This window comes from Halocatena salina (assembly GCF_023115355.1).
GTDB classification, from domain to species: Archaea; Halobacteriota; Halobacteria; order Halobacteriales; family Haloarculaceae; genus Halocatena; species Halocatena salina.
The window spans coordinates 1-19,466 of sequence record NZ_CP096019.1; the positions used below are offsets into that span (position 1 = coordinate 1).

Consider the following 19,466-nt stretch of genomic DNA (forward strand, 5'->3'; position numbering starts at 1 on the left):
CCTCGGTAGTCGGCCGTCGGACAATGGTCTCAAGGGGGGGTGTCACGTAACTCGGACATGGAGCAATCGGTTGAACTGACCGTTCAGGGCGCACGAAAGCGCGACGCAGGACGGGGGATTGCGCGCCTCGCCAGTTCGACGTGTCGCACGCTCGGCGTGTTGAGCGGAGAGACGATCCTTCTCGATGGACCCCGACAGACTGTTACGAAAGTGTGGCCTGGCGGCGATCAGGGTGTAGTTCGTATGGATGCCGATACGCGACAGAACGCAGGTGTGAATATCGGCGATCAGATACGCATCCGTCCGATCGATGTTACTGATGCCAGAAGTGTCAGTATCGAACTTCCGATGGTTCCTGATTCTGATGGAGTCGCATCAGCTCTCAAACACGAGCTACAGGACCGGCCGGTGCGAGCGAACGAACAGGTGTATCTCGAACGGATCGGTGCCCGGGTGACGATCGCCAGTACGACACCGTCGGGGATGGTCCGGATCACCGACGAGACGGCTGTTTCGATCACCACAGAAGAAGGTGAGGACGGTACCGACTGGGCTTCGTCGCGTGAGACCCCCAATCAGCCCATCGAGGAGAGATCGGATCAGGCGACCACGCCGTCCAGTTCGGACCGGATCACCTACGAGGACATCGGGGGGTTGGACGAAGAACTCGAGCAGATCCGTGAGATGATCGAGTTACCCCTGTCCGATCCCGCGCTGTTTCGCCAGCTTGGCGTCGATCCGCCGAAAGGGGTGTTACTGTACGGGCCACCCGGCACCGGGAAAACCCTCATTGCGAAAGCCGTCGCCAACGAGGTGAACGCTCACTTCGAGACGATTTCCGGTCCCGAAATCGTCTCGAAGTACAAAGGCGACACCGAGGAACGCCTGCGCGAAACGTTCGAGGAGGCGGCTCGTCAGGCACCGACGATCGTTTTCATCGATGAGATCGACTCCATCGCCGGTTCGCGCGATGATGAGGCCGATATGGAAAACCGGGTGGTGACGCAGTTGCTGACGCTACTCGATGGAATCGGGTCACAGGAGGAGGTCGTCGTCATCGGGGCGACCAACCGCGTCGATACGCTCGATCCGGCGCTCCGTCGTGGTGGACGGTTCGACCGAGAGATCGAGATCGGGGTGCCCGACGAATCGGGTCGCCGCGAGATCCTCGATGTCCACACGCGTGGGATGCCCCTCGCCGAGGACGTGGATCTCGATCGGTTTGCGACACGGACCCATGGTTTCGTCGGGGCCGACGTTCGGACGCTCGTGACCGAGGCGGCGATGAACGCGCTCCGGCGGTACCGCCATACCGACAGCGAGGCACTGACTGTCACCCGTTCGGATCTGGAAGCTGCGATGGCCGCCGTCGAACCGAGCGCAATGCGAGAGTACGTGGTCGAAACGCCCACGACCACGTTCGACGACGTCGGCGGTCTCGAAGAAGCGAAAGCCACGCTTCGGGAAGCAGTCGAATGGCCGCTCACCTATCACGCGCTGTTCGAGACGACACAAACCGAGCCGCCCTCGGGCGTACTGTTGTACGGTCCACCGGGCACGGGGAAAACGTTGCTCGCGCGCTCACTCGCCGGTGAGAGCGACGTGAACTTCATCCACGTGGCCGGACCAGAGCTCGTCGACAAATACGTCGGTGAATCCGAAAAGGCCCTCCGGGAACTGTTCGAGCGCGCTCGACAGACCGCGCCCACGATCGTCTTCTTCGACGAGATCGATGCGCTCGCTGGCCGTCGTGGAGAGTCAAACGAAGTGACCGAGCGCGTCGTCTCCCAACTGCTGACCGAACTCGACGGGCTAACCGATAACCCCAATCTGATGGTTGTCGCAGCGACGAACCGACGAGAGGCCCTCGATCCCGCGTTGCTCCGTCCTGGCCGGTTAGAATCCCACGTCGAGATCCCACTTCCGGACGTGGACGCACGACGGTCGATTTTCGACGTGCACAGCGACGGGAAACCGTACGCCGACGACGTGGATCTCGACGCGCTCGCCGACGACACCGACGGCTGGTCGGGAGCCGAACTCGAGGCTCTCATCCGGCAGGCCTCGATGCTTGCTATCCGAGACTTCGCGTCCGATCTCGGTCCCGAAGTAGCCACCGAACGCGCCGAAGAGATCACGATTACTACCGAGCATTTCGAGGCGGCACGCGAGCAGGTCCGAACGGAGGCGTGAGCCGCTCGCCGGAAGCTATTTTGACGATGGTAGTGACTTTTTTCTCATGGAGTATCGACGGCTCGGTTCGACGGGACTGGCGGTATCGGAGTTGTGTTTCGGGACGTGGCGGTTCGACCGTGAGACGGGTGGTGTCGTCGAAACGGATCGGACGGCTGCCCACACGTTGCTCGACGCGTTCGCGGATCGGGGCGGGAACTTCATCGACACGGCCAACGTGTATGGGACGCCGTCGGGAACCGCAGAACGATACATCGGGGAATGGCTCGACGAACGCGACCGCGAGGAGTTCGTCATCGCGTCGAAGGTGTACTTTGAGACCGATTCGGATGGCGGACATCCCAACGACGGAGGTCTCTCGCGAACCCACATCCGGAATCAGATCGAAGGAACGCTCGACCGACTCGGCACCGACTACCTCGATCTGTACTACATCCACCGATGGGACGAGGAGACGCCGATCGAGGAGACCCTCTCGACGCTGAACGGACTGGTCGAAGACGGGCGCGTAAACTACCTCGGTGCGAGCACGATGGCCGCGTGGCAGCTCACCAAAGCCCTCTGGAAGAGCGAGAGTAATCACTGGGAGTCCTTTTCCGTCACTCAACCGCTCGCCCACGCCGCCTATTATGAGGATGTCCGAGAGTATCTCGACGTCTGTTCAGACCAGGATCTCGCCGTCTGTCCGTACTCGCCGTTGGCTGGTGGCTTTCTCACCGGCAAGTACGAACGTGTCGATCCCGACGATCCCACGGCGGTGAAAGCACCTGATGGCTCGCGGGGCAGCTTCGACGAGCAGTTCGGCGCGTACTACACCTCAGAGCGGGGCTGGCACGTGCTCGATGCGATCCGCACCGTTGCCCAAGAGGTCGACGCGACACCGGCACAGGTGGCACTGCGCTGGCTGATGGATCAGGAGGCGTTCACGTGCATTCCGATCATCGGCGCGCGATCCGTCGAGCAACTCGATGAAAACGTCGGTGCGACGACCGTCTCGCTGAGCGACGACCAGCGCCAGCGTATTTACGACGCCCGGTTCGACGAAGACGGCGATCTGTGGCACTGACGGACCACGACAACTACGAACGCGCTCAGGACCGAGGTCCGTAAAATACCCGAGTATTCCGGTTCCACTTATTTATGGTATGATTATAATCATTTGATGTGAATACATCAACGTACGACCGATACCGGTCGGCAGTGGCGGGGGAGGCGTTGCCGTTGGCGTATCTCGACCGCGAAGCACTGGACACGAACATCGAGACGACGCGCCAGCGTGCGGGCGAGCTGCCGATCCGAGTCGCCTCCAAGTCGATCCGGTGTCGTGCCGTGTTGGAATACGTCCTCGAACAGTGGGGCTTTCGCGGGATCATGTGTTACACCGGCCGCGAGGCGGTACATCTCGCGTCCCACGGGTTCGAGGATCTGCTCGTCGCCTATCCCGTTTGGCACGCCGCCGAGATCGAGGCGGTGTGTGAGGTGATCGAAGAAGGTTCCTGCGTCGTTCTCACGGTCGATTGTTCCGAACACGTCGATCGCATTGCTGGGATTGCGACCGAGCACGGTGTCGAAGTTCCCCTCTGTTTGGACGTGGACATGTCGACTACCCATTTGGGCATCCATTTCGGCGTGCGGCGTTCGGGGATTCAAACCCCTGAGGCGGCGATCGCGCTTGCGCAGTCGATTTCTGACCGGGAGGGCGTCACGCTCTCCGGAGTGATGGGGTACGAAGCACAGATCGCAGGCCTTTCGGACGACGATCCCTCGAACGATCCGGTGACGAACGCGGTGATTCGCCGTCTGAAACGACGATCGGTTCCCCGTCTCCGCGAGCGTCGCGCGTCGGTAGTGGGGGCCCTCGAACGGGAGGGGTACGAACTGGCGTTCGTCAACGGCGGCGGCACCGGGAGCCTAGAGTCAACTCGGGATGATGCGACAGTAACGGAGCTGACAGTGGGGTCTGGCTTTTATGCGCCTCACCAATTCGATCACTACCGGGGGTTCCAGTACGAGCCAGCCGTGGGATACGCGATCGAAATCACCCGACAGCCCACTGATGACGTGTACACTTGCCGTGGTGGGGGCTACGCTGGGAGTGGTCCACCCGGAGACGGCACAGCACCGATCCCTCACCTCCCATCGGGTGCGTCGTTGCTCGAACGCGAAGGCGCGGGTGAGGTTCAGACGCCCATCAGATACGACGGTTCGATCGATCTCTCGCTCGGCGATCCGATCTTCTTTCGGCACGCGAAAGCCGGCGAGCCCTGTGCCCACTTCGAGCGGTTGTGTGTCGTCGAAGACGGTGAGATCGCCGCCCGACACCCGACCTACCGCGGTGATGGGACGTGTTTCGTATGAGAGAGGAGTCCAGTGCGGGCGTGTGGCACAACTGGTCGGGTTCGGTATCGTGTGAGCCCCACCGCTACTACGAGCCGACGACCGAAGCCGATCTACAGAAGATCGTCGCGCGCCACGCGGGCGATCAAACCATCCGAGTATCGGGGTCAGGACACTCCTTTTCCTCGATCGTTCCGACCGACGACGTGTTGCTTTCGCTCGCCGCCTACACCGGAGTGACGGACATCGACACCGAACGGCAGCGAGCGACGGTTAGAGCCGGCACGCGCTTGGAGGAACTGAACGAGATTCTCGCCACCCACGGGCTCGCGCTGGCGAACATGGGCGACGTCGATCGTCAAACGATCGCCGGCGCGTTGGCGACCGGTACCCACGGAACCGGGATCGATCTCGGGGTGCTCGCCACACAAGCGGTCGGGATCCGGCTCGTCACCGCCGACGGAGAGATCCGGACGCTCACCGCCGCGGACGGCGAGACGTTCCGGGCCGCACAGGTGTCACTCGGCGCGCTCGGCGTCGTCAGCGAGATCACGCTCGAACTCCAGCGCGCGTACCGCCTGCGAGAACGGACGTGGACCGCCCCGTTGGCCGAGGTGCTTGACCGAGTCGACGAACTGCGCGAAACCCACCGACATTTCGAGTTCTTCTGGTTCCCCCACACGGAGACCGCGCTCGTGAAAACGCTCGATCGGACCACTGATTCGCCGACTCGTTCGGTTCCGTTCGACGCGGATGAGTACCTCGAAAACGCCGCGTGGGGATCTCTGTGTCGGCTCTCCGCCATCGTTCCCGACGCCTCGCCACAGCTCGCCCGGCTCGCGGCGGCGACCCTCTCGGACGGCGAGACGGTCGGACCCAGCCACGAGGTGTTTCCCACTCAACGGAGCGTTCGGTTCAACGAGATCGAGTACGGCGTTCCAGCGGATTTGGGTGGTGATGTCGTGCGCTCGATCCGGGACCATCTCGCCGGCGACGGGCAGGATATCCTGTTTCCGATCGAATTCCGCTACACGCAGGGCGACGAGATCCCGCTCAGCCCGGCCTACGGACGGGATTCGGCGTTCATCGCTGTTCATACCTACCACCGCAAGCCCCACCGAGAGTATTTCGAGGCGTGTGAGACCATCTTCGAAGAGCACGACGGCCGTCCCCACTGGGGAAAGATGCACACCGTCGATCCCGAACGACTCCGATCGTGTTATCCCGAGTGGGACACGTTCCAAACCGTCCGGCGCTCGCTCGATCCCGAGGGCACGTTTTGCAACCAACGCCTTCGGCAGCTGTTCGACGTGTAGTCCACGCTACAGTCAAAAATGGGGACGAGTACGATTACTCTTCGAGGACTTCGACCCCAATCTCCCGGTTCCGCATGATCGTCACAATCTTGGAAGGAATGACCGATGGATCGACGTTCGATTCGTTCGAGAGGTATGCGAGATGCATACAGATTTGCTCCAATCGGACGTAGCCGGTCGACGTTGTGATTCGATCGCTGTCGACCCCGGTCACGACTTCTACGTCCCTGTTCTTCCCGTCCTGGGATGAAGTACAGACGAACAGAGAATCGTGATCCCCGTTCTCAAGGATTTCGATGGCTCGTTGCTTGGCTCTCTCATATTCGTGGCTCATGGTTTCATCCTGTTTCCGTAGTCGACACAGACCGTGTCTTTTACAGCATTCTCTCCGCTCCGACGACGGCTGTGGAGTGAGTACTTCAATAGCTCTCGGAACTCATTCCACGAGACACACCAGTTTCGGTGGCTCGCGGTCGATACTACTTTTTCGTATGACGTTGTAATCGTCATTGCTGTCTTTAGTGGAGGCAGAATCAGTCTCGGTGTTCGTACCACCGGGATTTCTTCCGAACGAAAGATCCATCGACTGAATTTCCGCCTCAAATTCTGTATCACATCCATCAAATAAAAATATTGCTATGAAGCAAGAACCCAGTATCCAGTCAGTACTTCACACTACGGATAAAAATGACAGTATGACCCGAAGTGATGAGGACTACATCGAAGCCGTCAAAAAACATTCTCCTGCTTCGACACGAGAGGTTGCGGAGGAAGTCGGTGTAACCCGCCAAGGCGCGGATTATCGGCTCCGAAAACTCGAATCAGAGGGGCAGGTACGAAGCGAACGGATCGGTAACTCACTTGCGTGGTTTCTGTCGAAATAGCTTTCACTATCAAAACCGATTTCGCGCCTCTCAAAGCGCTCTCATTGACCTGTAGTATCCCGCCAGACCTAAGAAAACTCGGTTCGAACCATCATTCTGCTATGTGCGGTGCATAGCATCGAAGGGCTTGATCCTTCCAGCGGGCAAGCCCTTCTTCTCTCGGATACTGCCTTTAGTGGAGACACGACAGCAACGGTGATGGATTCCAAATCACCCAGCAACTATCTCTCCGAGTGATGCTATGCAGCAAAAGGTGTGATACCAATTCACTTTATAGTTGCGGTTGGCTATCTATTCGTCCGAACGATCTCGCCGGGGACTCTTCCAAACTATCCGACGCTCGCTCGGTCCCGCATCTATTTCTTCCGTGAGGTGTGACCGTTTGGAGTATGACAGAGATCACGACGGAGCTGACGGAACTGTTCGATCTCGACGTGCCGATCGTGCAGGCTCCGATCGGGAGCGCGACGTGTCCGGCGCTCGCCAGCGCGGTGGCGAACGCCGGCGGGCTGGGAATGCTCGCGCTCACGTGGCGGACACCCACTGAAGCCCGTGCGTGCCTGTCGGAAACGGCACAGAGGACCGACGAGACGGGGACAGTGGGAGTGAACATCGTTCTCGACGAGGAGTCGAAGACGATCCCGACCGAGGAGCACCTCGAGGTGTGCGCCGAGCAGTCGGTCGACGTCGTGTCCTTTTCGTTCGGAGACGCTGCCCGGTACGTCGATCGGGTGCACGAGTTCGGGGCCACTGTGATGCAAACCGTCGGCTCAGCGGAAGCGGCCCGCTCGGCGGTCGATGCCGGCGTGGACGTCGTCGTCGCCCAGGGGTGGGAAGCGGGCGGGCACGTCCAAAGCGAGGTGGCGACGCTCCCGTTGGTGCCCCGCGTCGTGGATGGAGTGCCCGAAACGCCGGTGATCGCCGCGGGCGGGATCGGCGACGGTCGCACCATCGCGGCGGTTTTGGCGCTGGGTGCGGCTGGTGCGTGGCTCGGAACGCGATTCGTTGCGACGGCGGAGGCCCGCGTCCACGACCGCTACCGTGAGCGGGTGATCGACGCCGAAGAGACCGACACCGCCCACTCGACGCTGTTCGATCAGGGGTGGCCGGACGTTCCACACCGCGTTCTCGAAAACGACACCGTCGATCGGTGGCGCGCTGCTGGAAAACCGGCAACTGACCGTCCCGGTGAGAGCGATCGCGTGGCTACCACCCCGGCTGGCGAACCGATCGAGCGATACGCTGATGTCCTCGCGCTCCCCGACACTACGGGCGATGTCACGGAACTCCCGTTGTACGCCGGCCAAAGCGTCGGTCTCATCGACGGCCATCCCACCGCGTCGTCGGTGGTCGAGGCGTTGATCAGCGAAACTAACGATGCGCTCGACCGGGCAGCGTCGAGCGCTCGCTCGTCACACTGATCGAACGGCTCACTCGGCATCAGCGGCGTCCGTCGATCGGACGGTCAACACGGGGATCTCGACCGTTCGGATCAGGCGCTCGGCGACGCTGCCAAGCACGAGTCGGTCCAGACCCTTCCGTCCGTGGGTGCCGAGGACGAGCAGATCCACGTCACACTCCTCGATCGTCGACCGGATCTCCTCGTGTGGAACCCCAGAAACGATTTGCTCGGTCGTCGAGACCCCATCCGACTCCGCGGCCGTCGTTACCGCAGAGACCGCGCGCTGGCCGTCCTGTTCGAGTACGTTTTGGACCGGAAGGTTCTGTCCGAGCTTCGTGTCTACGACGTACAGCGTGTGGAGCGTCGCCTCATATCGGCGGGCGAGTGCGATCGCGTGTTCGATCGCAGCGGCCGAACCGGCGGTACCGTCCGTCGCAACGAGGATATCCGTGTAGTCGCTCGACCGAGGGGGATCGGTCAACCGGTCGGTCAACACCGGTACGGTTGCCGTTCGGACGACCGACGTGGTGACGCTTCCGAGCAGATACTGACCCAACCCCGTCCGTCCGTGGGTTCCCATTGCGATCAGATCAGCGTGTTCATCCGCATACGAAACGATCTCGTGCGCCGGAACACCCTCCCGAACGGCTTCCACGACAGTCACGTCGTAGTCGGACGACCGTGATTGTACCGCTGCTGTCGCCTGATTGGCCGTCTCAGTGCGCGACTCCCGAACCGACTTCAGGAGTGACACGTTGGTGTCTAACTCCTTTATGATCCCTACGTCCACCACCGACAAGGCGTGAACGGTGGCGTCATACCGCTCGGCCAGCGCGAGTCCGTGGGTGATCGCCCCCTCGATTCCCTCGCTTCCATCGGTCGGAATGAGCACGTCACTGTACATGTATTGGAGTTGGATCGTCATCGGCTTAACGTGTCATGAGTCCTCACGCATTCACTATGTGATCGACACCGAACACTCCAGTCCAGTTACGCCCCTGTGGCATCGCTGACCGCGAGTTCGATGCCGAAGCCGACGATCGTCGTTCCAGCGTCCCATCGGATCGCGTCGGACGCCCGTGGGTGGGTTGCCAGCACGGTTTTGATCTGACTCGATGTGACCGCGAGCACGCCGAACAACAACAGTGTGAGCGCGGCGTACAACCCTCCCAGCAGTGCCATATCCAGCCACGCGTTCGTTCCGGGTGCGACGAACTGCGGGAGAAATGCGAGGAAAAACACCGCGACCTTCGGATTCAGCGTGTTGATCACGACGCCGCGCCAATACCCCCCTTCGGTGTCGTCGGTGTCGTCGGTGTCACCGGCTCGAAGCTCGAACGCCGATTCCTGTCGGAGGGTTTTGACGCCGAGATACAACAGATACACCGCCCCAGTGTATTTGACCACGGAGTAGGCGACAGCGGACGTGCGGAGGATCGCAGACAGCCCGAGTACGGCGCCGCTCGTGTGTATCAAGATTCCAGTGCAGATACCGAGTGCGGACGACAAGCCAGACCACGGCCCGCCGCTGATGCTCTGTGTGAGTACGTAAATCAGATCCGGTCCCGGCACCACGATCAACGCCACTGCGACCGGAACGAACACCGAAAGGGTTGACAACCCCACACTAATGTCGATCATAATGGATACACTCGGTCAGGTGATCGCTGACGATCAGCATAAAGCCATTCGGTTCCAGAAACAGTTCGATCTGACTGCGGTGGATCGACGGGAGCTACAGCCCGAGCCGGAGGGTTGCGTTCGCACAGAGCGCAGCGGCCGGAACGAACAGGACAATGACGAGGGTCTCGATCGCGCTGGCCCATCCTCCAAGGGTGACGGCGCTGCCGACGACGATGCCAGAGAGGCTTGCGAATCCGATGTAAACCGTTCGAATCAGACCGAACCCGGTGCCTTGCTCGTCGTTGGCCAGCAGATCGATGGCCCGCGACTGGACCGGTGAATTCCACCCCATGCCGACGCCGAGGCAGACGACGGCCCCCGAGATCGTCAGCGTCGTCTCTCCGGTGAGCAGACCGAGCAGACCGACCGTCCCGACGAGGAGGCTTCCGACCGTCACGGGGTCGCGTCCCAACCGATCGGAGAGCCAGCCGGCAACTGGTTGAGCGACGGCCACCACGACGAAGTACAATGTGAACAGTATCCCGGCGACTGCCGAAGAGAGCCCCACGTATGCCCGGAGGATGTACGGCAGAAACGAGAACGTCGCCACGTCGACGAACTGGGCAAAGCTGGCGATGGCGGCGGTGAACGCCACTGGCGGGCGGGACAACAGCGACCGTAGCCGGGAGGGCTGTAACTGTTCGCGGATCGATCGGTCTGGGCGGTTCGGCGTGCGCGTGCGTACGAACAGTGCGAACCCCGCGGTCAACGGCACCACGAGGGCCGCGCTGGCGAGGGGCACGGCCTGCCAGCCGTAAGTGACGCTAAGGAACGTGACCACCGGTCCCGTGAGACCGACGACCTGCGCGCCGACTCGGTGGATCCCGATCGCGCGGCCGGTGTGTTCGAACAGGTCTGACAGCAGTGCCGTGGCGGGACTGTAATACGCCCCGGTGACAGCTCCGATGATGCTCATGCCCACAACGATGGCTCCGCCGACGGGGGCGACCAGGAGCACCAGACTCGCTACCCCTGTCAGTCCGAGGGCGGCGATGATTACCCGCCGTTCGCCGAATCGGTCGCTCAGTACCCCGCTGGGGAGTTGAGACAGCGCGTAGGTGACTGTACTCGCCGTGACTGCCACCCCGATGGTGAACACGGACGTGCCGAGCGCGGTCTCGATGTCTGGAAAGACGAGCGACAACGCGAACTCGATGAATCGAACGCCGAAATACGCCAGCACACACAGCAACAGGACAGTGTGGCGATACCGCCACCGACCGATCTCGCTCATCTCCGCCGATGATCACTCCATCGGTTTAATAAATTTCCCAACATATATGGGGGTGTTCGAACGGGTCGTTCCTACCGGTGAACGAACTCCTATACCAGACCAGAGAGTATCGGGTACTCTATGTCTCGCGTTCCAAATCCCATCCGACTGGTTGTGCTCTGTGTCGGTCGCGCGCTCGTTCGTGTTGGATTAGTTAGCAACGAGCGCGCGCGTCGAATTGCGGAGCTAGCGTGGCCCCGTATCGTCACCGGCGTGGCCCGGATGTCGAAAAACGCGGTCGACGTGGCGATGGTCGGCGTTGCGCTCGGCTCCACGGCGATCGCGGGCGTCGGGCTGGCTGGTCCATACTGGGGACTGGCGTTTGCAGCCGGTGGCGGGCTTGCCGCTGGCACGATCGCGCTCGTCTCACAGCGGTTCGGTGCCGAGGAACTCGACGAACTCGGTCAAGCGGTCCGGACGAGCGTCCTGATCGTCGTCGGTCTCACGGTTCCGATCTCGATCGTGTTCTTTCTGTTTCCGGCCGAACTGATCTCACTGCTCAGCGACGACGCAGCAGTGATCGACTTCGGCGCGTCGTATCTCCGATACGTGGGGCTTGGCGTTCCGTTCGCGGGGTTGAACCTCATCGGAAGCCGCGTATTCATCGGGATCGATGACGCGTGGACGCCGATGATCGTCCGTTCGGGCGGTGCGATCTCGAATCTCTTGCTCAACGCCGTCTTGATCCTTGGGCTGCATCTCGGTGTCGTCGGTGCAGCGATCGGCACCGTCGCCTCGAACGTGCTCGTAACCGGGACATTCGCGCTGTTGCTTCTCAACGGGCGCGTCCCCGGAGGGCGAGAGCTTCCGATCCGGATCGATCCGTTCGGACCGTATCTCAACGCCAACCTTGGGAAACAGCTGTTAGAGATCGGCGTTCCCGTCATTGGCCGTAACCTCGTCTGGACGGTCGCGGAGTTCCCGATGCTGGCGATCCTCGCGTTGTTCGGATCGGAGGTCGTTGCGGCGTTCGTCATCGCCCGGCGGATCTGGGGACTGATGAACACACCGGGGTGGGGTTTCGGTCTCGCCGCCAGCAGTCTCGTCGGACAAACTCTTGGCCGGGGCGACGAGACGGCAGCCGAAGCGTACGGACGGGAGATCGTCCGGTTTGCGGTCGCAGTGTATCTCCTGTCAGCAATTGTGGTGTTTCTGTTTACCGAACCGATCGTCATGAGCTTCGTCAGCGGTCCAGACGACCCTTCAGTTCCGATCGCGGTGTCGCTCGTCTCCGTCGCGTGTATCGCGGTCGTCCTCCAAGGCGTTTCGGGAGGCGCTGCTGGACTCCTCGACGCCAGCGGTGATACGCAGTGGACCTTTTTCAGCCAGGCGTTAGGGATGTTCTGCTGTTCGATTCCGCTCACGTACCTCGGAGCCACTACCTCGCTCGGTCTCACCGGCGTGTATCTCGCGTTCGTCGCGGAAACAGCGATTCCGGCAGTCCTCAACTACTACCGGTTCGTTTCGAACACGTGGAAGGAAGTCAGCCGGGATTATCGTGTCGACACTAGGGTGGCTGATGATTGAGGCTGTACGACCGAATCGACAATGGCGACGTGGTTAGTGCGTTCATGTTTTCCGTCCTCGACAGTCACGATCATGCGATCGCCAAATCCTTATGACAGATAAAATATTTGTTGAACGTTGCTAGTTGGCGTTCTCTCGAACAGATATGTAACCGAAACATCGCTCATCGAAGCCAAAAGATCCATGGGCCAACCCGACGTTGCGCCCACGTGGTCGACCGAATCTACAGTATAGATTCAACACGGATAGTTGCAATGATCTTTGTTATTTTAATTCATACAGACCTATTTGAGGGAATGGGTGCATACGGGAATATAGCTAATTTCATTATAGAAACCTCCGCGCGGTTTGCCGTCCCATTCTTTTTCATGACGTCTGGGTATTTTTTTGCAGCCAAGGTATCTCATAGCAATGTCACCGAGTATTTCTTTCGTCGGGTAGCGAGGATCTCTTCGATCTACGTGTTTGGGATACTGCTCACCGCCCCCGTGTTCCTCACGGACGCCATCGTGCGCGCACACATCGAGCATCGAAGCGTCGTGAACAGCGCCATACACGAAATGGCGGGTTTCATTTCTCCACTAGAACTGATATACTACGGCGATTCGGTCTCCGAAATCCTGTGGTTTCTGCCAGCACTGCTGTTCTCATTGTCTCTAATATATCTATTCATCAAATTCGACAAAACGAAATATTTGATCCCAGTCTCGCTCGGAATTCACGTCGTCGGTCTCTTGGGCGGGAGCTATACGATGTTTGTAGACGTTCCGTTTCGAAACAGGGATGCGCTATTCTTCGGATTCTTTTATACTAGTCTCGGCTATTACCTTGCCACACACGACTGGCAACCGACCACCGAGCGAAGCAGGCTGTATCTCGGAGCGACCGTTCTCTTCGGAGTGCTCCACATCGCAGAGCGATACCTGCTGGGATACGTTTTGACCGATCGGACGTTTGCTCACGGCGTCTACTCGCCGAGCTACACGATCATAACCGTTCTGGTGACCGTTTCGTTGTTCCTCTTTCTCCTCTCGCGGCCGACGCTTGGGAAATCCACCTCGTTGCCGTCGCTCGGAAAGTACGCTGTCGGTGTGTACGTGGTCCATCCGTCCGTTTTATTCGTTTTGCAAAATGGAAGCGCTGTTTTGAGCGTAGCCGGATACGAGATCGAAAACACGATCGTGTGGCATCTCACATTGACCCCTGCAACCTTCGTTGGGGCGTTGCTCATCTACGTCGTGGTCGACGAACTAGGATTGATCGAAATCGGTGGAAGCCACCTCCCACGATCGGACCGGTTTCGGGTGTGGTGAGGTTCCTACCCGGTGTGATTCGTTTGTGCGCTCGATCAGACGTCTCCGAGTTGTCGTCGTTTCCGCATGAGATAGAGGAAATACGGTCCTCCGATGAGACCTGTAACGACACCGACAGGAAGCTGTTGGTTAGTCGCACCGGCCAGTATCGGAAGTCCGAGACGAGCACCGACGTCGGCGATGACCATCAACGCAGGGCCGGCAAACAGACACCCGACGATCAACTTTTTGTGGTCGTTTCCGACGATGGTTCGGACCAGATGGGGGACGATTAGTCCGACGAAGCTGACGACGCCCGCGACCGCAATGCTCACAGCGGCGGCGAGCACAGCCACACCCGAGAGCGCAAAGCGAACCCGTTCGACGGACATTCCTAGTGATTTCGCGGTTCGTTGACCGAGCAAAAGCACGTTCAACTGTCGAGCGCTGACGATGGACAGTCCGGCGACGAGTATCGTCCACGGTAGTGCCATTCGGAACTGCGTCCAGCCAACGCCTGTGAGCGATCCCGTCATCCACGCCATGGCGGTTTGGGCGGTGCCGATGTCGGTAGCGAAAAAGAACAGCGCCCGCTGGAGCGACTGAAACACCGTCGCCACGATGATGCCCGCCAGCACCAACCGGACAGGACTCGTCCCGTTTTTCCACGCGATCGCGTACACGATGGCGAACGCTACGGCTCCACCAAGCGCCGCGACGATGGGGAGCAACGCGGTGAGACCGGTGAACACGACGAGCGTGAGCAGGATCACCAACCCGGCACCGTGAGAGATCCCTAACACGAACGGACTTGCGAGTTCGTTTCGCGTAACTGCCTGGAAGATCGCGCCCGACACCGCGAGGTTCATCCCGACGAACACGGCGAGGAGAACCCGCGGTAACCGGATGTTCCAGACGACGGTCGTCGATGTGTCGAGCGACGGGAGTGTCCCCGTAAAGCCCGTTATCGAACGCATCAGAGATTCACCGAGCGTGAATTTGAACAGCCACCGGAGATCGAACAGCACGGCCGGATTGAACACTGCCTGCCATGCTTCTTTGATCGACATCTGATACGCGCCGAAACTCACCTGTATCAATCCTCCGGCGATGACGAGCAGGACGCTCATTCCACACAATCCGAGCAGAGACGGATCGAAAAGCCACTGTAGTGGCTCCGAATCCGATCGGGACTGCGCGACCGAGGACTCACTTTCGTTCATCGCGTTTGCTCACCACCCCGTTTTCCTCCATCGGATCCCATCGGTGTCGCCCGCTCTGGGAGTCGGGACCTCACAACGGTTCGTCTTCGTTGGCCGCTCATGTGTTTAGGCTAACCTAATACATTATAAGCACACCGGAACGACATGCTTTCGAGCATGGTGTTCCGGAGTTTCGGGTTCAGAATAGCTTCTTCGAAATACAATTAATTATACGCAGTTCTAATATCCGGGAGATGTAAGCAGATCACCGTTGATCCGATGTATTAGTCGAATCAACGAGGAATAGCAGTGGATACACATACAATAATACCAGTATTTTCCTGATACAATAACTATGGGGCGGTCTTAACTGCATTTTATTTCACGAACGTAAACACACCGAACTATACGATCGATATGAACATATATTATCGTATAATCTGCGGGTGGAAGCCAACCGATCGTCCACAGCAACCAGAGCGACGATGGTAGCTGCGTGTAAACGATCCGTTCTACTTCGGTGATGACAGTGCGGCGTTTCGATCTGACTCGTATTACAGGTGTACTTCTGTAATCCTCCCTCGCAGCCCCGTGGCATCCCGGCTCACAGTGGTATGATGGATGAAAACGCATTTATTTTAATGACCAGCCATACGAGGCATTACAGTGGTAGGTGTGCGCACACGACAACTTCGACAGTCGAGTCTGTATCGTTGGCATCGGTACAGTCTACCACGTAATCGAGAGCTCGCATTCAGCGTTGTCGCTGAGCGACTTAAATATCCTCACATCAGAGGGTAAACATCCATCTCCTTTGCTCGAAAATATATCGCCGCACTATGGGCATTCGACAGGACTCGAACGGACAGCATACCGGTGTACGACTATCATTGTGGACGGTCGGGGGGGAAACCGATGAGTGCTGGTGACTTCGAAACGATTCGTATCGAACGACCGGTGGAGCATCTGGGAACGATCGTTCTCGACCGACCGGACGCGATGAACAGCATCAATACACGGATGCTCGAAGAATTAGAGGGGGCACTTGAGCGTCTCGAAGCGAGCGAGGACGTGCGGGCGGTGATGATGCGTGGCAGCGGTAACCGCGCGTTCTCTGCCGGAGCTGACGTTCAGTCCTCGGGCGCGATGGATCACCGGGAGGGCGTCGAGCACTCGCGGCTCGGGCAACGTGTCTTCGGTGGATTCCGACGGACGGATCTTCCAGTTGTAGCCGCTATCGACGGCTACTGTCTCGGTGGGGGGTTGGAGCTGTCGATGTGTGCCGACATTCGGGTAGCAAGCGAGGACGCAGAGTTTGGCCTTCCCGAGCACGAGCTTGGACTCCTCCCCGGGTGGGGCGGCACCCAGCGACTCCAACGACTCATCGGCGAGAGCGCAGCGAAACAGATCGTGTTCACCGCCGATCGGTTTTCGGCCGATCGGATGCACGAGTTGGGATATCTGTATGCCGTGTTCGATGCTGAAGCGTTCGATGAGGCGGCGCTTGAGGTTGCAAGTGATATCGCCGCCGGACCACCGATCGCTCAGCGCTATACGAAACGCGCGATGAGAATGGGGTGGGAGCAGATCGACAGCGGTCTCGAACTCGAAGCCCAAGCGTTCGGCCATCTTCTCGATACGGAGGATCTGGCAGCCGGTATTACAGCTTTTGTCACTGACGACGAACCAGCGTTTGAGGGTAAATGAACGATAGCTATGATCGAAACGGAACCCACAGGAATGCCGCGTCCAGTCGTGTGCCACCATGCGCTATGGACGGAGCTGAGTATCGATGACTGATACCTCATCGTATCCGGAGTGCGACGATCTGGCCGTTACCGTCAGCGACGACGGAGTGGTGGTCCGGGTGGTCATCGACCGACCCGAGAAGCAGAACGCGTTGAGTGAGACCGTCCTCAGTGGATTATCCGACGTGCTTCGAGCCGCCGATCAGGGGCCGGCTCGGGTGGTCGTGATCCGCGGTGCCGGTGGCACGTTCTGCTCGGGCGGTGATCTGGAGAGCATGGCTTCCCACATCGGTGGGGGACCACAGGCGTACCGGTCGGGATTCTCCGGGCTGGCCGAGCTGATGGAACAGCTGATCGAGACGAGCGCGTTGGTGGTCGCTGCCGTCGAAGGCCACTGTCTCGCGGGGGGTATGGGCCTTGCAGCGGCCTGTGATATCATCATAGCGACAGCAGATGCGACGTTCGGTACTCCCGAGGTCGACATCGGACTGTTCCCCGCCCAAGCACTCGTACCGATCATGCGGACGGTTCAGGAGAAACAGGCGCTCAAGCTGCTGTTCACGGGCGAGTATATCGGTGCCGAGACCGCCCACGAGATCGGATTCACGAGCGAGGTGGTGCCAACCCAAGACTTCGAGTCGGAACTCGACGAACTGATCAAGGATCTCGCCGCCTCTTCGCCGGTGATGATCGAGATGGGCAAGCAGGCCTTTTACACCCAACGCGATATGGACTTTCACGAAGCCTTATCATACATGCGCGAGATCATCGCACTCATCGCCATGAGCGAGGAAACCGAAGCAGGAATCAACTCCTTTCTGATGAATGAACAACCCGACTGGAAACAGCGAGGGCAATGACGATCACTGACCAACCATCGACCAAGGGCAACGATCCGGAGACAGCGATCATCTCTGCCGCGCTCACCGGTGCACTCACCACGCGTGACCAGTGTACGGCGATCCCATACACCCCCGAAGAGATCGCCGAAGACGCCGCGGCTGCGAGGGAAGCGGGGGCTGCTATCGCTCACATCCACGCACGAACCGAAAACGGCAGTCCGACGTACGACACGGATGTGTATCAGGAGATCCACGACGAGATCAGGGATCGAACGGACATCCTGATCAACTTCTCGACGGGCGCGCTTCACGCCCCCCCAGAGGACCGCATCGAGTACGTTCGGGCGGTACAGCCCGATATCGCCGCGTTGAACATGGGGTCGATGAACTACGCGAAATACTCCGAGTCGCGCGAGGAGTTCGTTTTCGATATGGTGTTCGAGAACTCTTTCGGAGAGATCCGGCAGTTCGTGACCGCGATGGAAAAAGCAGGCGTTCGTCCCGAACTCGAATGTTTCGACACCGGCCACGTCGGAAACGTCCGTCCTCTGTTACAGAACGGAAATCTCTCCCATCCACTCCAGTTCAGCCTCATTTTGGGCGTGCTCGGTGGGATTCCAGCCACGATCGAGAACCTCACGCATCAGGTGCGCCAGCTTCCCGAGAACGCCAACTGGCAGGTGATCGGGATCAGCCGCGATCAGTGGGCACTGGCTGCCGGCGCACTCGCCATGGGCGGCAACGTGCGCGTCGGACTGGAGGATAATTTTTACCTCCCGTCTGGTGAGATGGCGACCAACGCCGAGCTGGTTGAGCAGGCCGCCCAGTTGACCCGCAACGTCGGCCGCAAACCCGCAACGCCCGAGGAGGCGCACGAGATCATGGGGTTGGATCGATGAGCACGACGCCGCCGAGCACCGAGCTGTTTCGCTCGGATCTGTTCGAGGGGTCGGTGGCGCTCGTCACCGGTGGAGGAACGGGCATCGGACGAGCGCTCGCGCTCGCCTACGCCGACCACGGGGCTGACGTGGCCATCGCTAGCCGGGAGATGGATCACCTCGCGCCCGTCGCCGAGGAGATCGAAGCGCGCGGTGTTCGGGCGTGTGCGACGACCGTCGATGTCCGGGAGTACGACTCCGTCGAGACGATGACCGACACCGTTCTCGAAGAACTGGGGCGCATCGACATCCTCGTGAACAACGCCGGGGCGAACTTCATCACGCCGACGGAGTCGCTGACCCCGAACGGCTGGCGGTCCGTGGTCGGGACGATTCTCGATGGAACGGCCTACTGCACGCTGAGCGTCGGCCAACGGATGATCGATTCCGACGGCGGGGTGATCGTGTCGATGGGCGCGACCAACAGCGAGCATGGTGCGCCGTTTCACGCCCACTCGGGCGCAGGAAAGGCGGGTGTCCACAACCTGATGCAGACAGTGGCGAGCGAATGGGCTCCCCACGGTATCCGCGCGAACACGATCGCCCCCGGCATCATCGAAACTGAAGGCGTCGCCGACGCTGCTGGTGGCGAACTTCCCGAGGAGATGCTCGAAGAGATACCTGCCGACCGCTTTGGAACGCCTGCTGACTGTGTCCCGGCAGTGCTCTTTCTCACTAGCCCCGCAGCAGCGTACATCACCGGCAGCTACCTCACCGTCGACGGCGGTCAGCTGCTTGCGACCACGCCGGTCTGAATTGGGAGTTCTCGGAATCCATCTTACGAGCAATTGTTTCCAAACAGAACATATTAATAGGGCTTTTTGATATA

At 59.8% G+C, this 19,466-nt stretch carries 17 protein-coding genes; 12 read left to right on the plus strand and 5 right to left on the minus strand.

What is annotated here, in order from left to right; genetic code table 11:
• Nucleotides 1-57: 57 nt before the first annotated feature.
• The 4 genes from MW046_RS00005 to MW046_RS00020 all read left to right on the plus strand — a co-directional run bounded on the left by MW046_RS00005 (nucleotide 58) and on the right by MW046_RS00020 (nucleotide 5,846).
• Nucleotides 58-2,193 carry an AAA family ATPase gene (locus MW046_RS00005; protein WP_247993525.1) on the plus strand — a complete coding sequence of 712 codons (2,136 nt, stop codon included), beginning with the start codon at nucleotides 58-60 and terminating at the stop codon, nucleotides 2,191-2,193.
• A gap of 46 nt (nucleotides 2,194-2,239) precedes the next feature.
• Complete coding sequence (locus MW046_RS00010) at nucleotides 2,240-3,259, plus strand: aldo/keto reductase (protein ID WP_247993526.1); 1,020 nt, start codon at nucleotides 2,240-2,242, stop codon at nucleotides 3,257-3,259.
• 98 nt (nucleotides 3,260-3,357) lie between these two features.
• Nucleotides 3,358-4,551 (plus strand): amino acid deaminase/aldolase, encoded by a 1,194-nt coding sequence (locus MW046_RS00015; RefSeq protein WP_247993527.1) that lies wholly within the window; start codon nucleotides 3,358-3,360, stop codon nucleotides 4,549-4,551.
• On the plus strand, nucleotides 4,548-5,846 hold the full coding sequence (locus tag MW046_RS00020) for a D-arabinono-1,4-lactone oxidase (protein ID WP_247993528.1): 1,299 nt from the start codon (nucleotides 4,548-4,550) through the stop codon (nucleotides 5,844-5,846). The genes MW046_RS00015 and MW046_RS00020 overlap by 4 nt, the downstream gene beginning before the upstream one ends.
• A gap of 34 nt (nucleotides 5,847-5,880) precedes the next feature.
• Here MW046_RS00020 and MW046_RS00025 read toward each other — a convergent pair whose 3' ends face one another.
• Nucleotides 5,881-6,180 carry a DUF8113 family protein gene (locus MW046_RS00025; RefSeq protein WP_247993529.1) on the minus strand — a complete coding sequence of 100 codons (300 nt, stop codon included), beginning with the start codon at nucleotides 6,178-6,180 and terminating at the stop codon, nucleotides 5,881-5,883.
• Nucleotides 6,181-6,541: 361 nt separating this feature from the next.
• Here MW046_RS00025 and MW046_RS00030 point away from each other — a divergent pair, with 361 nt between their 5' ends.
• Both MW046_RS00030 and MW046_RS00035 read left to right on the plus strand, forming a co-directional pair.
• Nucleotides 6,542-6,730 carry a winged helix-turn-helix transcriptional regulator gene (locus MW046_RS00030; RefSeq protein WP_247993530.1) on the plus strand — a complete coding sequence of 63 codons (189 nt, stop codon included), beginning with the start codon at nucleotides 6,542-6,544 and terminating at the stop codon, nucleotides 6,728-6,730.
• A gap of 389 nt (nucleotides 6,731-7,119) precedes the next feature.
• Complete coding sequence (locus MW046_RS00035; RefSeq protein WP_247993531.1) at nucleotides 7,120-8,151, plus strand: NAD(P)H-dependent flavin oxidoreductase; 1,032 nt, start codon at nucleotides 7,120-7,122, stop codon at nucleotides 8,149-8,151.
• Between the two features lie 9 nt (nucleotides 8,152-8,160).
• Here MW046_RS00035 and MW046_RS00040 read toward each other — a convergent pair whose 3' ends face one another.
• The 3 genes from MW046_RS00040 to MW046_RS00050 all read right to left on the minus strand — a co-directional run bounded on the left by MW046_RS00040 (nucleotide 8,161) and on the right by MW046_RS00050 (nucleotide 11,049).
• Complete coding sequence (locus tag MW046_RS00040) at nucleotides 8,161-9,057, minus strand: universal stress protein (RefSeq protein ID WP_247993532.1); 897 nt, start codon at nucleotides 9,055-9,057, stop codon at nucleotides 8,161-8,163.
• Nucleotides 9,058-9,122: 65 nt separating this feature from the next.
• On the minus strand, nucleotides 9,123-9,773 hold the full coding sequence (locus MW046_RS00045) for a LysE family translocator (RefSeq protein WP_247993533.1): 651 nt from the start codon (nucleotides 9,771-9,773) through the stop codon (nucleotides 9,123-9,125).
• Between the two features lie 94 nt (nucleotides 9,774-9,867).
• Nucleotides 9,868-11,049, minus strand: coding sequence for an MFS transporter (locus tag MW046_RS00050; RefSeq protein WP_247993534.1), 1,182 nt, complete (start codon nucleotides 11,047-11,049; stop codon nucleotides 9,868-9,870).
• 120 nt (nucleotides 11,050-11,169) lie between these two features.
• Here MW046_RS00050 and MW046_RS00055 point away from each other — a divergent pair, with 120 nt between their 5' ends.
• Both MW046_RS00055 and MW046_RS00060 read left to right on the plus strand, forming a co-directional pair.
• Entirely contained in the window at nucleotides 11,170-12,615 is a 1,446-nt protein-coding gene (locus MW046_RS00055) for an MATE family efflux transporter (RefSeq protein WP_247993535.1), read from the plus strand.
• A 209-nt stretch (nucleotides 12,616-12,824) separates the two neighbouring features.
• A complete protein-coding gene (locus MW046_RS00060; RefSeq protein ID WP_282190215.1) occupies nucleotides 12,825-13,928 on the plus strand; it encodes an acyltransferase in 1,104 nt (367 codons plus the stop codon).
• Nucleotides 13,929-13,963: 35 nt separating this feature from the next.
• On the opposite strand, the gene MW046_RS00065 is transcribed toward MW046_RS00060, so the two are convergent.
• Nucleotides 13,964-15,130 carry a FecCD family ABC transporter permease gene (locus tag MW046_RS00065; protein ID WP_247993537.1) on the minus strand — a complete coding sequence of 389 codons (1,167 nt, stop codon included), beginning with the start codon at nucleotides 15,128-15,130 and terminating at the stop codon, nucleotides 13,964-13,966.
• A gap of 894 nt (nucleotides 15,131-16,024) precedes the next feature.
• Between MW046_RS00065 and MW046_RS00070 the strand changes: the two genes are divergently transcribed.
• From MW046_RS00070 to MW046_RS00085, 4 genes are all read left to right on the plus strand, one after another.
• Nucleotides 16,025-16,816, plus strand: coding sequence for an enoyl-CoA hydratase/isomerase family protein (locus MW046_RS00070; protein ID WP_247993538.1), 792 nt, complete (start codon nucleotides 16,025-16,027; stop codon nucleotides 16,814-16,816).
• A gap of 85 nt (nucleotides 16,817-16,901) precedes the next feature.
• The gene (locus MW046_RS00075; RefSeq protein WP_247993539.1) at nucleotides 16,902-17,717 is read left to right on the plus strand and encodes an enoyl-CoA hydratase/isomerase family protein; all 816 of its coding nucleotides are present in this window, start codon (nucleotides 16,902-16,904) and stop codon (nucleotides 17,715-17,717) included.
• Nucleotides 17,714-18,598 (plus strand): beta-keto acid cleavage family enzyme, encoded by an 885-nt coding sequence (locus MW046_RS00080; protein ID WP_247993540.1) that lies wholly within the window; start codon nucleotides 17,714-17,716, stop codon nucleotides 18,596-18,598. Before MW046_RS00075 ends, MW046_RS00080 begins: the two co-directional genes overlap by 4 nt.
• Nucleotides 18,595-19,392: an SDR family oxidoreductase gene (locus tag MW046_RS00085; protein WP_247993541.1), complete on the plus strand. Its 798-nt coding sequence runs from the start codon at nucleotides 18,595-18,597 to the stop codon at nucleotides 19,390-19,392. The genes MW046_RS00080 and MW046_RS00085 overlap by 4 nt, the downstream gene beginning before the upstream one ends.
• The last annotated feature ends 74 nt before the right edge of the window (nucleotides 19,393-19,466 follow it).